We start from the raw sequence: 13,901 nt of genomic DNA on the forward strand, positions 1-13,901 counted from the left end.
CATGAGCGCACGACACGGGGTGCCCCGGGAGGGCCGGGGCTGAGATCACACCCGTCGAACCTGATCTAGCTCGTACTAGCGAAGGGATGTCCGGCGATGACGCTCGCCCTGCCCGCACCGTCCTCCTCCTCCGCCCCCGGGCCGTCGCGCCCGCGCGTCCTGTCCGTCGCGGGCACCGACCCGACCGGCGGGGCGGGGATCCAGGCCGACCTCAAGACGTTCTGCGCCCACGGGGCGTACGGGATGGCCGTGACGACAGCGCTCGTCGCGCAGAACACGCACGGTGTGCGGTCGGTGCACGTGCCCGGCCCGGACTTCCTCCGCGCGCAGCTCGACGCCGTGTCGGACGACGTCGAGATCGACGCCGTGAAGATCGGGATGGTGGCCGACGCCGAGAACGCGCACGCGATCGGGGCGTGGCTCGACGACCTGGGGGTCGCTCGGGCCGCCGTCGGGGCCCGTCGCCCGTGGGTCGTCCTCGACCCCGTCATGGTCGCGACGTCGGGCCACCGGCTGCTCGACGCCGGCGCCGAGCAGGCCGTGCGAGACCTCGCGACACGGTCCGACGTCGTGACGCCCAACCTCCCCGAGCTCGCCGTCCTCGCGGAGCAGGCCGTCGCCACGACGTGGGACGACGCGCTGCGCCAGGCGAGCGGGTACGCCACGACGAGCGGCGCCGTCGTGCTGCTCAAGGGCGGGCACCTCACCGGCGCGACCTCGCCGGACGCGCTCGTCGTGCCGGGCGGGCGCTCGGGCACGGGATCGGGCACCGCGCCGGCGGTGACGACGTTCGACGCGGAGCGCGTGGACACGCTGCACACCCACGGCACGGGGTGCTCGCTGTCGGCGGCGCTCGCGGCCCTGCGCCCGCAGCGAGAGAGCTGGGACGAGGCGGTCGGGGAGGCCAAGGAGTGGCTCACGGGCGCGCTCCGGGCGGGGGCTGCGCTCCGGGTCGGGACCGGGCGCGGCCCGGTGGACCACCTGCACGCGCTTCAGGCGCGCGCGACGTCCGAGGTCGTCCCGGCCGGGTAGACGCACTCCGTGCCCGGCGGCCACCACCGCCAACGGGACTCGACCTGGGCCTCGCTGACGCCCTCCGGCCGCTCGGCGACGCACCGCTCCTCGCCCTGGCGCACGCCGATCGTCAGGTAGTAGGCGACGAACGTCCCCGTGACCAGGACGGCGAGCACCGTCACCGCGCGTCGGAGCGCGGGGGAGGGGCCGCCGTCGGACCCTTCCCCGGGGCGCGGTGGCACCCAGTCCCAGCTCATGCGGTTTCCGTGCTCGCGTCGGCTGCCGACGGCGTCGCGGTCGGGACGAGCAGCACCTTGCCCGTCGTGGCGCGCCCCTCGAGCGCGCGGTGCGCGTCGGCCGCCTCGGCGAGCGGGAACGTCGCGCCGACGCGGACGTGGAGCGTGCCGCCCGCCACGGCGCCGAGCACCTCGGTCGCGCGCTCGACGAGCTCGGTGCGCGTCGCCGTGTGGTCGGCGAGCTTGGGGCGCGTGAGGAACAGCGACCCGCCCGCGTTGAGGCGCTGCGGGTCGAACGGCGGCACCTGGCCCGACGACCCGCCGAACAGGACCAGCGTGCCCCGCCGGTGCAGGGACGCGAGCGACGCGTCGAACGTGTCCTTGCCGACCGAGTCGTACGCCGCGGCCACGCCCTCGCCGCCCGTGAGCCCGCGCACGACCTCGGGCAGCTCCGTGGCGAGGTCCGCGAACGCCGTGTACTGGATCACGTGCTCGGCGCCCGCGCCCCGCGAGAGCTCGGCCTTCTCGGGCGTGGATACCGTCGAGATGACGTGCGCGCCGCGCGCGACGAGCATCTGGGTCAGCAGCAGGCCGACGCCGCCGGCCCCCGCGTGCACGAGGACGCGGTCGCCCGGCTGCACGGGGTAGGACGACGTGCACAGGTAGTGCGCCGTCAGGCCCTGGAGCGCGACGGCCGTCGCGTCCTCGAACGACACCGCTTCCGGCACGTGCAGCGCCTCGCGGGCCGCGACGACGACGAGCTCCGCGTACGACCCCGATGCCTCGGTCCACACGACCCGGTCGCCGGCCGCGAACTCCTCGACCCCCTCGCCGACCTCGACGACCGTCCCGGCGCCCTCGCTGCCGACGACGTGCGGGTAGTCCATCGCGTACGTGCCGGACCGCTTGTACGTGTCGATGAAGTTCACGCCCGCCACCGCCGCGCGGACGAGCAGCTCGCCCGGTCCCGGCGACGGGTCGGGCAGCTCGGTGTACTCCAGGACCTCGGGGCCACCCGCCTCGCGGGCCACGATCGCGTGCATGGCTCCACCCTAGGGCCGCGGGGTCGGGTCTACGGCCCGCGTGGTCGGGGCGGCTAGACGGCCCGCGTGGTCGGGCGGGTGGTCGGGGCGGGTCGTGTGCTCGGGCTGCCGCGCCGTCGCCCTGGTCCGTCGTCCTCGCTTCGTGGAGCGCGGCTCTGACGCCCTTCGCACACGACCCGCCCCGACCCTCGTCGGCTCGCCATCTCCTGCCCCGACCTTCACGGCTCAACCTCGGTCGGGGGTTTCGTGCGCCCGCTCGCGCGGGCGATGTCGGTGGCGGGTGGGAGCTTCGGGTCATGAGCACCCACGAGCACGGCATCCACCACTCCATCGACTACGTCGAGCTTCCTGTCACGGACCTCGCCGCCGCGCAGGCGTTCTACGGTGCGGCGTTCGGCTGGGAGTTCGTCCCCTACGGCCCGGAGTACGCCGGCATCCGCACGTCGGCGGAGGCCGGGCAGGACGAGGCGGGAGGACTGCGCCTCGCCGAGAGGAGCGACGTCACGCGAGGCGGCCCGTTCGTCCTGATGTTCTCCGAGGACCTCGACGCGACCGTCGCCGCGGTGACCGCCGCCGGGGGAGAGGTCGTGAGCGGACCCTACGACTTCCCGGGCGGTCGCAGGTTCCACTTCCTCGACCCGAGCGGCAACGAGCTGGGCGTCTGGGCGACCGCCTGACCCGGATCGACAGGGCCGACCGCGGCGACCGGACCGACGGCAAACCGGACCGGCAGACGAGCGGTGGGGGCGGACCGTGTGCGAAGGACGTCAGGGCGCGCTCGTGGAGCGAGGACGAGGGAGCAGGGCGACGGCGCGCCAGTCCGAGCACACGGTCCGCCCTCTCCGCGGACCCGACCACCAGCGGACCCGCGGCATGGCTGAGTGCATAAGTATGTATAGTGATGCATATGACTATCAGAGTCGCGGTCGCGGGTGCGTCCGGTTACGCGGGCGGGGAGACGCTCCGCCTGCTCGCCGGGCACCCCGAGGTGGAGGTCGGCGCCGTCACGGCGCACAGCAACGCGGGCTCGCTGCTCGGTGAGCACCAGCCGCACCTGCGCTCCCTCGCCGACCGCGTGCTGCTCCCCACGACCGTCGAGAACCTCGTGGGCCACGACGTCGTCGTGCTGGCACTGCCGCACGGCGCGTCGGGCGAGATCGCGGCCCAGCTCCCGGACGACGTGCTCGTCCTCGACCTGGGTGCGGACCACCGGCTCGAGTCGGCGACGGACTGGCAGGCGTTCTACGGCTCGGAGCACGCGGGCACCTGGCCGTACGGCCTGCCGGAGCTGCTGCTCACGCGCGGCACGACCGCAGGCGCGAGCGAGACGAAGCAGCGCGAGGTCCTCGCGGGCGCGCGCCGCGTCGCGGTACCCGGCTGCAACGTCACGGCCGTGACGCTCGGGATCCAGCCCGGCATCGCTGCAGGGCTCGTCGAGGGCCAGGACCTCGTCGCGGTGCTCGCGAACGGCTACTCCGGCGCGGGGAAGTCGCTCAAGGGGCACCTCCTCGCGTCCGAGGCGCTCGGGTCGGCCCAGCCGTACGCCGTCGGCGGCTCGCACCGGCACATCCCCGAGATCGCGCAGAACCTGCGCTCCGCGGGCGCGCCCGCCGTGAGCATCTCGTTCACGCCGACGCTCGTGCCGATGTCGCGCGGCATCCTCGCCACCGTCACGGCCCGCCTGTCCGACGTCGCGGCGCGCCTCGCGCCGGGCGAGGTCGCCGCGCGCGTGAGGCAGGCCTGGGAGGACGCGTACGTCGGCGAGCCCTTCGTCCGTGTCCTGCCCGAGGGGCAGTGGCCGACGACGGCCATGACCCTCGGCGCGAACACGGCCCTCGTCCAGGTCGCGGTCGACCACGCCGCGGGTCGCGTCGTCACCGTCACGGCGATCGACAACCTCGTCAAGGGCACCGCGGGCGCCGCGGTGCAGTCCATGAACATCGCGCTCGGCCTGCCGCAGGCGCTGGGCCTCACGACCGAAGGGGTCGCCCCGTGACCGTCACCTCGCCACTCGGCTTCCGGGCCGCCGGCGTCGCCGCCGGGCTCAAGTCGACGGGCGCGAAGGACGTCGCGCTGGTCGTCAACGACGGGCCGCTCGACGTCGCGGCCGCCGTGCTGACCACCAACCGCGTCTTCGCCGCCCCCGTCGCCTGGACGCGCCAGGCCGTGAGCGACGGGCGCGCGACCGCCGTCGTGCTCAACTCGGGCGGCGCCAACGCGTGCACCGGCCCCGAGGGCTTCGCCGACACGCACCGCACCGCCGAGCACGTCGCGGACGTGCTCGCGACGTCCGCCGGCGACGTGCTCGTGTGCTCGACGGGCCTCATCGGCGTGCGCCTGCCCATGGAGAGCCTGCTCGCGGGGGTCGACGCCGCGGCGGGCGCCCTCGCCGACCCGGTCGCCGCGGTCGATGGCGGTGGTGACGCCGCGCTCGCGATCATGACGACGGACACCGTGCCCAAGACGGTCTCCGTGGTCCGGGAGGTCTCGGACGCCACCGCGACGGACGGCGCCGCGACGTGGTCCGTCGGCGGCATGGCGAAGGGCGCGGGCATGCTCGCGCCGGGGCTCGCGACGATGCTCTGCGTGCTCACGACGGACGCCGTCGTCGACGCCGCGACGGCCGACGCCGCGCTGCGCGCGGCGACCCGCACGACGTTCGACCGGGTGGACTCCGACGGCTGCATGTCGACCAACGACACCGTCATCCTGCTCGCGTCGGGCGCGTCCGGGGTCGAGGTGCAGCTCGACGAGCTCACCGACGCCGTGACCGACGCGTGCGCGTCGCTCGCGCGCCAGCTCGTGGCCGACGCCGAGGGCGCGAGCCACGAGATCGCCGTCACCGTGGTGAACGCGTCGAGCGAGCACGCCGCCGTGGCCGTCGCCCGTGCGGTGACCCGCTCCAACCTCTTCAAGACCGCCATCTTCGGCAACGACCCCAACTGGGGCCGCATCGTCTCCGCCGTCGGCACGGTCCCCGAGGACGTCGCGCCGTTCGACGCGCTCCTGCTCGACGTGACCGTCAACGGGGTCCAGGTGTGCCGGGCCGGGGGAGTGGGCGAGCCGCGCGAGCTCGTCGACCTCGCCGCCGAGCGCGAGGTGCGGGTCGAGATCGACCTCCACGCCGGCACCGCCTCCGCGACCGTCTGGACCAACGACCTCACGCACGACTACGTCCACGAGAACAGCGCGTACTCCTCATGAGCGACCAGGTGCCTTCCCCCGACGACGCCGCCTTCGACACGCGCACCGACCTGCGCCCGGAGCAGAAGGCCGAGGTGCTCGTCGAGGCCCTGCCGTGGCTCCAGGAGTTCGCGGGCGCGCTCGTCGTCGTGAAGTACGGCGGCAACGCCATGGTCGACGACACGCTCAAGGCCGCGTTCGCCCAGGACATGGTGTTCCTGCGCCGCGTCGGTCTGCGGCCCGTCGTCGTGCACGGCGGCGGCCCCCAGATCTCCGCGATGCTGGACCGGCTCGGCATCGAGTCCGAGTTCCGCGGCGGCCTGCGCGTCACGACGCCCGAGGCGATGGACGTCGTGCGCATGGTGCTCACGGGCCAGGTCTCGCGCGAGCTCGTCGGGCTGATCAACGCCCACGGGCCGTACGCCGTCGGGCTCTCGGGCGAGGACGGCGGCCTGCTCCAGGCCCAGCGACGCCACGCGACGGTCGACGGCGAGCCCGTCGACGTCGGGCTGGTCGGCGACGTGGTCGAGGTGCACCCGTCCGCGGTCCAGGACCTGCTCGACGCCGGGCGCATCCCCGTCGTGTCGACGATCGCGCCCGACCTCGAGGACCCGACCCAGGTGCTCAACGTCAACGCCGACACCGCCGCCGCGGCGCTCGCGGTGGCGCTCGGCGCGAAGAAGCTCGTCGTGCTCACCGACGTCGAGGGCCTCTACACGTCGTGGCCGGACAGGGGCTCGCTCGTCGCGCAGATCACGCGCTCGGAGCTGGCCGCGCTGCTGCCGTCCCTCGAGTCCGGCATGGTCCCGAAGATGGAGGCGTGCCTGCGCGCCGTCGAGGGCGGCGTGCCGGCCGCGACCGTGATCGACGGTCGTGTGCCCCACTCGACGTTGCTCGAGGTCTTCACGACGCAGGGCAACGGGACCATGGTCGTCCCGGACCCCGTCGGCGCGCCCACGAGGGCAGCCGCCACCACGACCGCCGGAGGTGCCGCGTGAACCAGCTCGACCGCCAGACCGACCTGGGCGCGACGACCTCGGTGACCACGGACCAGGGCGCAGGGTCCGTCGCGCAGTGGACCGACCGGTACACGCACGCCGTCATGGACACGTTCGGCCCGCCGCAGCGCGTGCTCGTGCGCGGCGAGGGCGCGTACGTGTGGGACGCCGACGGCAAGCGCTACCTCGACCTGCTCGCCGGGATCGCGGTCAACGCCCTCGGGCACGCGCACCCGACGCTCACCGCGGCGGTCAGCGCGCAGCTCGGCACGCTCGGCCACGTGTCGAACTTCTTCGGCACGCCCACGCAGATCGCGCTCGCCGAGCGCCTCCTCGCGCTCGCCGAGGCTCCTGCCGGCTCGCGCGTGTTCCTCACCAACTCCGGGACCGAGGCCAACGAGGCGGCGTTCAAGATGACGCGCCGCACCGGGCGCACACGGGTCCTCGCGCTCCAGGGCGGGTTCCACGGCCGCTCGATGGGCGCGCTCGCCCTCACGTCCAAGGCCGCGTACCGCGAGCCGTTCGAGCCCCTCCCCGGCGGGGTGGAGTTCGTCGCGTTCGACGACGTCGCCGCGCTCGAGGAGGCGTTCTCGCCCGCGGTCGTGGCCGAGCGCGGGGAGGTCGCGGCGCTCGTCGTCGAGCCCGTGCAGGGTGAGGCGGGCGTCCGCTCGCTCTCGCCCGGGTACCTCGTCGCCGCACGCGAGCTCACCGCCCGGCACGGCGCGCTGCTCGTCCTCGACGAGGTCCAGACGGGTGTGGGGCGCACGGGGTCGTGGTTCGCCTACCAGCAGCAGGAGGTGGGCGGCGGCATCGTGCCCGACGTCGTCACGCTCGCCAAGGGCCTCGGCGGCGGCTTCCCCGTGGGCGCGGTGGTCGCGTACGGCGAGCGCGCTGCGACGCTGCTCGCCCGCGGGCAGCACGGCACCACGTTCGGGGGAAACCCCGTAGCCGCTGCGGCGGCGCTCGCGACGCTCGGCGTGATCGAGCGCGACGGGCTCCTCGAGAACGTGCGGACCGTCGGGGCGTCGCTGCGCGAGGGGATCGCCGCCACCGGGAACCCGCTCGTCACGGGCGTGCGGGGCCGCGGACTGCTGCTCGCGGTGCAGCTCACGCGTCCCGTCGCCGCCGACGTCGCGCGCACCGCGCTCGAGGCGGGCTTCGTCGTCAACGCGGTCGCGCCGGACGCGATCCGTCTCGCCCCGCCCCTGATCCTCACGACCGACCAGGCCCGCGACGTCGTCGCGTTCTTCGCGTCGGTGACCGTTCCCGAGACCGACCTGACAACGAGGAGCTCCTGATGGCCCCCCGGCACTTCCTGCGCGACGACGACCTCACGCCCGCCGAGCAGCGCCGGGTCCTCGAGATCGGGCTCGCGTTCCGCGACGACCGCACGTTCCGCCAGCCGCTGAGCGGCCCCCAGGGCGTCGCCGTGCTGTTCGACAAGCCGACGCTGCGCACGCAGCTCTCGTTCGCCACGGGCATCGCCGAGCTGGGCGGGTTCCCCGTCGTCGTCGACGGGCGCCTCGCGCAGATCGGCGTGCGCGAGTCGATCGCGGACACGACCCGCGTGCTCGACCGCCAGGCGTCGGCGATCGTGTGGCGCACGTTCGGGCAGGACCGCATCGAGGAGATGGCCTCGATCAGCCGCGTCCCGGTCGTCAACGCGCTCACGGACGACTTCCACCCGTGCCAGATCCTCGCGGACCTCCTGACCGTCGCCCAGCTCCGCGGCGGCACCGGTGCGCTGCCCGGGCAGACGCTCGCCTACGTGGGCGACGGCGCCAACAACATGGCGCACTCCTACCTGCTGGGCGGCGCCACCGCCGGGCTGCACGTGCGCGTCGGCACGCCCGACGGGTTCGCGCCCAACCCGACGTTCGTCGCCGACGCGGAGCGCATCGCGGCCGAGACCGGCGGATCGGTGCTCGTCACGGCGGACCCGGTCGAGGCGGTCGCCGGCGCGGACGTCGTCGCGACCGACACGTGGGTGTCCATGGGCGACGAGGACGAAGCCGACGCGCGGTCCACCCCGTTCGTGCCGTACCAGCTGGACGACGCGCTCCTCGCGCACGCGAAGCCCGACGCGATCGTCCTGCACTGCCTGCCCGCGTACCGCGGCAAGGAGATCACCGCCGAGGTGATCGACGGCCCGCGCTCGGCCGTGTGGGACGAGGCGGAGAACCGGCTGCACGCGCAGAAGGCCCTGCTGACCTACCTCCTGGAGCAGTCGTGAGCGAGAGCCGCACGGCGACGACCAAGACGGCGCGGCACGCGCGCATCGCCGAGATCGTGCGCCGCACCGAGATCCACTCGCAGGCCGAGCTCGCCAAGGCGCTCGCGGCCGATGGGCTCACGGTCACGCAGGCGACCCTCTCGCGCGACCTCATCGAGCTGCGTGCCGAGAAGGTCCGCGGCGCGTCCGGTGCGCTCGTCTACGCCGTGCCGGGGGAGGGAGGGGACCGCAGCGTGCAGAGCGTCGAGTCGCCCGAGTACCTCGCGGCGCGCCTCGCGCGGTTGTGCTCGGAGATGCTCGTGTCCGCGGAGGCGTCGGCGAACCTCGTCGTCCTGCGCACGCCGCCCGGCGCGGCGAACTACCTCGCCTCCGCGATCGACCACTCCGTCCTGCCGGGGGTGCTCGGGTGCATCGCCGGCGACGACACCATCCTCGTCATCGCCCGCGACCCGCTCGGGGGCGCGGACCTCGCGCAACGGTTCCTGGACCTGTCCGGGCCCGCCGCCTGAACCGCTGCCAGACTGGTCCGCGGAACCACCCCTGCTCGGCACCAAGGAGCTTCGACCATGCCCGACACCACCCCCGGGACCTCTCCGGACGACACGACCGCGCAGGACGTCGCCGGCGTCACCGAGACCGACACCGACGCCGGCGTGGACGCTCCCGCCGAGGATCGCGTCAGCCTCTGGGGCGGCCGCTTCGCCGGTGGCCCGTCCCGTGAGCTGCAGGCCCTGTCGCAGTCGACGCACTTCGACTGGCAGCTCGCCTCGTACGACATCGCGGGCTCGAAGGCGCACGCGAAGGTGCTGCGCTCCGCCGGCCTCCTCGACGACGACGAGCTCGTCGCCATGCACGACGCCCTCGACCGGCTCGCGGCGGACGTCGAGTCCGGCGCGTTCGTCCCGGTGCTCGAGGACGAGGACGTGCACACCGCGCTCGAGCGCGGCCTGATCGAGCGGGCTGGCCCCGCCGTCGGCGGCAAGCTGCGCGCGGGCCGGTCCCGCAACGACCAGATCGCGACGCTCGTGCGGATGTACCTGCGCCACGAGGCGCGCCACGTCGGGCGGCTCGTGCTCGACCTCGTCGACGCGCTCGTCGCCCAGGCGCAGGCGGCGGGCGACGCCCCGATGCCGGGCCGCACGCACCTGCAGCACGCCCAGCCGGTGCTGCTCGCCCATCACCTGCTCGCGCACGCGTGGCCCCTGCTGCGCGACGTGGACCGGTTCATCGACTGGGACGTGCGCGCCGCGCGCTCGCCCTACGGCTCGGGCGCGCTCGCGGGCTCGTCGCTGGGCCTGGACCCGGCCGCGGTCGCGACGGACCTCGGGTTCGACGGCCCGGTGGAGAACTCGATCGACGGGACGGCGTCGCGTGACGTCGTCGCGGAGTTCGCGTTCGTCGCGGCGATGCTCGCGGTGGACCTCTCGCGGATCTCCGAGGAGATCATCCTGTGGAACACCAAGGAGTTCGGCTTCGTCCGCCTCGACGACGCGTACTCCACCGGGTCGAGCATCATGCCGCAGAAGAAGAACCCCGACATCGCGGAGCTCGCCCGTGGCAAGGCCGGTCGCGTGATCGGCGACCTCACGGGCCTGCTCACGACGCTCAAGGGTCTGCCGCTCGCGTACAACCGCGACCTGCAGGAGGACAAGGAGCCGGTCTTCGACCAGGTGTCGACCCTCACGGTCCTGCTTCCCGCGTTCACCGGCATGGTCGCGACCCTCACGTTCGACACCGACCGCATGGCGTCGCTCGCGCCGCAGGGCTTCTCGCTCGCGACGGACGTCGCGGAGTGGCTCGTGCGCGAGGGCGTGCCGTTCCGCGTCGCGCACGAGGTCGCGGGCGCGTGCGTGCAGGTCTGCGAGGAGCGCGGCATCGAGCTCTGGGACCTGTCCGACGACGACCTCGCCGACATCTCCGAGCACCTCACCCCGGGCGTGCGCGACGTGCTGAGCGTCGAGGGCTCGCTCGCGTCGCGCGACGCGGTCGGCGGTACGGCGCCGGTACGGGTGGCCGAGCAGCTCGAGGCCGTGAAGGAGCGCGCGGCCGAGTACCGCTTCTGGGCGCAGGACTGACGGTGCCCGTGCCCGTGTCGCCCGCCGGGCGGGGAGGCGGTCGGTGAGCGTCGGTCCCGACGTCCTGGCGGAGCTCGTGCGACTCGTGGGCGACGCCGCCCCGCGCCTGGCGGTCCGGGTCGGTCCGGGTGAGGAGGTCGGCACTGGCCGACCCGCGCCGTCGGGCATCCGGCTCGTGGTGGTCGACGGCCCGGCGGGCTCCGGGAAGACGACGCTCGCGGCGCAGCTCGGGGACGCCCTGCCCGCGCAGGTGCTCCACATGGACGACCTCTACGAGGGGTGGCGCGGCCTCGAGCCCGCATGGGACCGGCTCGACGCGTGGGTGCTCACGCCGCTCGGCGGCGGGCGCCCCGGGCGCTACCGGCGCTTCGACTGGGGGCTGGACCGGTTCGCCGAGTGGCACGACGTGCCGCTCGCGCCGTTCCTCGTCGTCGAGGGGTGCGGCTCGGCGCGTCGCGAGTCGGACACCGTGGCCGCCCTCCGGATCTGGGTCGAGGCGCCCGACGACGTGCGGCTGCGGCGCGGCCTCGACCGCGACGGCGAGACCATGCGCGAGAGCTGGGTCGCGTGGATGGCGGCCGAGCGCGAGCACTACGCGCGCAACGCGACGCGCGAGCGCGCCGACGTCGTGCTCGACGGCTGGGGGAACGTCGTCCGCGCACCCGGGGTGGACGGTTCGCCGTCGGGCCCCACCGCACCCGGGCGTGACGAGGCGTAGATTGCCCCGGACGGAGGTGGTGCGATGAACGCGGACGCGGCGACCGGGACGGTCGGGAGCTCGCGCGCCGTCGGGTCGTGGGAGGCGCCCGGGCGCGGGTGGTACGCGCGGGACGTGCACGACGTCGCGCGCGACCTCCTCGGCACCCTGCTGACCCGACGCAGCGACGAGGGCAGCGTCACCCTGCGCATCACCGAGGTCGAGGCGTACGACGGCGAGCGCGACCCCGGGTCGCACGCCTACCGAGGACGCACCGAGCGCAACCGCGCGATGTTCGGCGAGCCGGGCCGGCTGTACGTCTACCGGCATCTCGGCCTGCACCACTGCGTGAACGTCGTGTGCGGCCGGGTGGGGCGCGCGTCGGCCGTGCTGCTGCGGGCGGGCGAGGTGATCGACGGCGTCGAGCTGGCCCGGTCCCGCCGGCTCGCTGCCGGCCGCTGCGACTCCGACCGTCAGATCGCGCGCGGACCGGCGCGCCTCGCCGTGGCGCTCGACCTGGACCTGCGCCACTACGGCGCGGAGCTCACGGACCCGGACGGCGAGCTCGTGCTGCACCGCCCGGCGGGCGGCACGCGGCGCCCGGCCGTCGCGAGCGGCCCGCGTGTCGGCGTCTCCGGGTCGGGAGGCGACGGGGACCTGTACCCGTGGCGCTACTGGCTCGCCGGCGACCCCACGGTCTCGGCCTACCGCAGGGTGAGCGCGCGGTCCCGCTGACCGCGCTCCGGGCGGTGGCCGGCTCCGGTCGGTCGGCACGGCAGACTAGGACCCGCGGCCCGACCTGGGCCGTTCATACGTGCCCGCGGCGGGCACTCGACGAAGGAGCAGAAGTGAGCGACGTTCTCGACGAGCTGCAATGGCGGGGCCTGGTGGCGCAGTCCACCGACGAGGCCGCGCTGCGCACCGCGCTGGCCGAGGGCCCGATCTCGTACTACTGCGGCTTCGACCCGACGGCCCCGAGCCTGCACCACGGGCACCTGGTCCAGCTCATCCTCCTGCGCCACCTGCAGCTCGCCGGCCACCGGCCGGTCGCGCTCGTCGGCGGCGCGACGGGGATGATCGGGGACCCGCGCCAGTCCGGCGAGCGCGTGCTCAACTCCAAGGAGACCGTCGCGGAGTGGACCGAGCGCCTCAAGGGCCAGGTCTCGCGGTTCCTCGACTTCGAGGGCGAGAACGCGGCGCGCGTCGTGAACAACCTCGACTGGATCTCGGGCCTGTCGGCGATCGACCTCCTGCGCGACGTCGGCAAGCACTACCGGCTGGGCACGATGCTCGCGAAGGACACCGTGGCCAGGCGGCTGCGCTCCGACGAGGGCATCAGCTTCACGGAGTTCAGCTACCAGATCCTGCAGGGCATCGACTTCCGCGAGCTGTTCCTGCGGCACGGCGTCACGCTGCAGACCGGCGGGAACGACCAGTGGGGCAACCTGCTCTCGGGCGTCGAGCTCATCCGCAAGTCCGAGGGCGCCGCGGTGCACGTCATGACGACGCCGCTCATCACCAAGGCGGACGGGACGAAGTTCGGCAAGACCGAGGGCGGCGCCGTGTGGCTCGACCCCGAGATGATGAGCCCGTACGCCTTCTACCAGTTCTGGCTCAACGCGGCCGACGACGACGTCGTGCGGTTCCTGAAGATCTTCACCTTCCGGACCCGCGACGAGATCGCCGAGCTCGAGGCGGCGGTGCGCGAACGGCCGGGTGCCCGGGAGGCCCAGCGGACGCTCGCCGCGGACGTCACCACGCTGGTGCACGGGTCGGACGCCACGGAGTCGGTGATCCGGGCGAGCCAGGCGCTGTTCGGGCGCGGCGAGCTCTCCGGGCTCGACGCGGCCACGCTCGGCGCGGCGGTGGCCGAGCTCCCGCGGACGACGGCGCAGACCGGCGACCCGGTCCTCGACCTCTTCGTGGGCTCCGGCCTGGTCGCGTCGAAGGCTGCTGCGCGCCGTGCCGTCGCCGAGGGCGGGGCGTACGTCAACAACGTCAAGGTCACGGACGCCGACGCGGTCCTCGCGCCGGCGGACCTCCTCCACGGCCGCTTCGCGCTCCTGCGTCGCGGCAAGAAGACCCTGGGCGTCGCGGCGGCGGGGGACTGAGGACGACACGTACCCGGAAGGGCCGGGCCGCCCGCAAGGCGGCCCGGCCCTCCTGCGTCCCGGGTCCTCGGGAGGCGATTTGGCAGCCTGCCGGAGCGCGTGTACTGTTCTCGATGTTCGCCCGGCAGGGAGGAACGGACACCGAGTCCCAGATCGCACGATCTGGTGGTGGCTGGTCCCCCGGGCGGTCTCCCTCGAAGAACGTCGGACGCTCTGCGCGCCTGGACGAACCTCGAGGCGGCCCATGGCCATCCTCCAGCGCTCGGAACACCGAGTTGGAGCGGGCGTCGCGGGTCTGGTAGATTAGAGAA

Annotated in this window: 14 protein-coding genes and 1 riboswitch; of the genes, 12 read left to right on the forward strand and 2 right to left on the reverse strand. The window is 74.2% G+C overall.

Features of this window, described 5'->3' with window-relative positions:
• The first annotated feature begins 5 nt into the window (after window positions 1-5).
• Window positions 6-104: riboswitch (TPP riboswitch) on the forward strand.
• Complete coding sequence (gene thiD, locus ACMXGY_RS09400; RefSeq protein WP_483776570.1) at window positions 97-1,032, forward strand: bifunctional hydroxymethylpyrimidine kinase/phosphomethylpyrimidine kinase; 936 nt, start codon at window positions 97-99, stop codon at window positions 1,030-1,032. Its footprint overlaps the riboswitch before it by 8 nt.
• Here thiD and ACMXGY_RS09405 read toward each other — a convergent pair.
• Both ACMXGY_RS09405 and ACMXGY_RS09410 read right to left on the reverse strand, forming a co-directional pair.
• Window positions 993-1,271: a hypothetical protein gene (locus ACMXGY_RS09405; protein WP_483776571.1), complete on the reverse strand. Its 279-nt coding sequence runs from the start codon at window positions 1,269-1,271 to the stop codon at window positions 993-995. The genes thiD and ACMXGY_RS09405 overlap by 40 nt on opposite strands.
• Complete coding sequence (locus tag ACMXGY_RS09410) at window positions 1,268-2,293, reverse strand: quinone oxidoreductase family protein (protein WP_483776572.1); 1,026 nt, start codon at window positions 2,291-2,293, stop codon at window positions 1,268-1,270. Before ACMXGY_RS09410 ends, ACMXGY_RS09405 begins: the two co-directional genes overlap by 4 nt.
• A gap of 296 nt (window positions 2,294-2,589) precedes the next feature.
• Between ACMXGY_RS09410 and ACMXGY_RS09415 the strand changes: the two genes are divergently transcribed.
• The 11 genes from ACMXGY_RS09415 to tyrS all read left to right on the forward strand — a co-directional run bounded on the left by ACMXGY_RS09415 (window position 2,590) and on the right by tyrS (window position 13,590).
• The gene (locus tag ACMXGY_RS09415) at window positions 2,590-2,970 is read left to right on the forward strand and encodes a VOC family protein (protein WP_483776573.1); all 381 of its coding nucleotides are present in this window, start codon (window positions 2,590-2,592) and stop codon (window positions 2,968-2,970) included.
• Between the two features lie 224 nt (window positions 2,971-3,194).
• Window positions 3,195-4,289 (forward strand): N-acetyl-gamma-glutamyl-phosphate reductase, encoded by a 1,095-nt coding sequence (gene argC, locus ACMXGY_RS09420; protein WP_483776574.1) that lies wholly within the window; start codon window positions 3,195-3,197, stop codon window positions 4,287-4,289.
• Window positions 4,286-5,497 carry a bifunctional glutamate N-acetyltransferase/amino-acid acetyltransferase ArgJ gene (argJ, locus tag ACMXGY_RS09425; RefSeq protein ID WP_483776575.1) on the forward strand — a complete coding sequence of 404 codons (1,212 nt, stop codon included), beginning with the start codon at window positions 4,286-4,288 and terminating at the stop codon, window positions 5,495-5,497. The genes argC and argJ overlap by 4 nt, the downstream gene beginning before the upstream one ends.
• A complete protein-coding gene (gene argB / locus ACMXGY_RS09430; protein ID WP_483776576.1) occupies window positions 5,494-6,474 on the forward strand; it encodes an acetylglutamate kinase in 981 nt (326 codons plus the stop codon). The genes argJ and argB overlap by 4 nt, the downstream gene beginning before the upstream one ends.
• 23 nt (window positions 6,475-6,497) lie before the next feature.
• Window positions 6,498-7,772 (forward strand): acetylornithine transaminase, encoded by a 1,275-nt coding sequence (locus tag ACMXGY_RS09435; protein ID WP_483776832.1) that lies wholly within the window; start codon window positions 6,498-6,500, stop codon window positions 7,770-7,772.
• Entirely contained in the window at window positions 7,772-8,707 is a 936-nt protein-coding gene (gene argF, locus ACMXGY_RS09440; protein WP_483776577.1) for an ornithine carbamoyltransferase, read from the forward strand. Before ACMXGY_RS09435 ends, argF begins: the two co-directional genes overlap by 1 nt.
• Window positions 8,704-9,216: an arginine repressor gene (locus ACMXGY_RS09445; protein ID WP_483776578.1), complete on the forward strand. Its 513-nt coding sequence runs from the start codon at window positions 8,704-8,706 to the stop codon at window positions 9,214-9,216. The genes argF and ACMXGY_RS09445 overlap by 4 nt, the downstream gene beginning before the upstream one ends.
• 57 nt (window positions 9,217-9,273) lie before the next feature.
• On the forward strand, window positions 9,274-10,782 hold the full coding sequence (argH, locus tag ACMXGY_RS09450; protein ID WP_483776579.1) for an argininosuccinate lyase: 1,509 nt from the start codon (window positions 9,274-9,276) through the stop codon (window positions 10,780-10,782).
• Between the two features lie 43 nt (window positions 10,783-10,825).
• The gene (locus tag ACMXGY_RS09455) at window positions 10,826-11,500 is read left to right on the forward strand and encodes a uridine kinase family protein (protein WP_483776580.1); all 675 of its coding nucleotides are present in this window, start codon (window positions 10,826-10,828) and stop codon (window positions 11,498-11,500) included.
• Between the two features lie 24 nt (window positions 11,501-11,524).
• The gene (locus tag ACMXGY_RS09460) at window positions 11,525-12,214 is read left to right on the forward strand and encodes a DNA-3-methyladenine glycosylase (protein WP_483776581.1); all 690 of its coding nucleotides are present in this window, start codon (window positions 11,525-11,527) and stop codon (window positions 12,212-12,214) included.
• A 113-nt stretch (window positions 12,215-12,327) separates the two neighbouring features.
• The gene (tyrS, locus tag ACMXGY_RS09465; protein WP_483776582.1) at window positions 12,328-13,590 is read left to right on the forward strand and encodes a tyrosine--tRNA ligase; all 1,263 of its coding nucleotides are present in this window, start codon (window positions 12,328-12,330) and stop codon (window positions 13,588-13,590) included.
• The last annotated feature ends 311 nt before the right edge of the window (window positions 13,591-13,901 follow it).

Source organism: Cellulosimicrobium sp. G4 BAM 1002, from assembly GCF_057126935.1.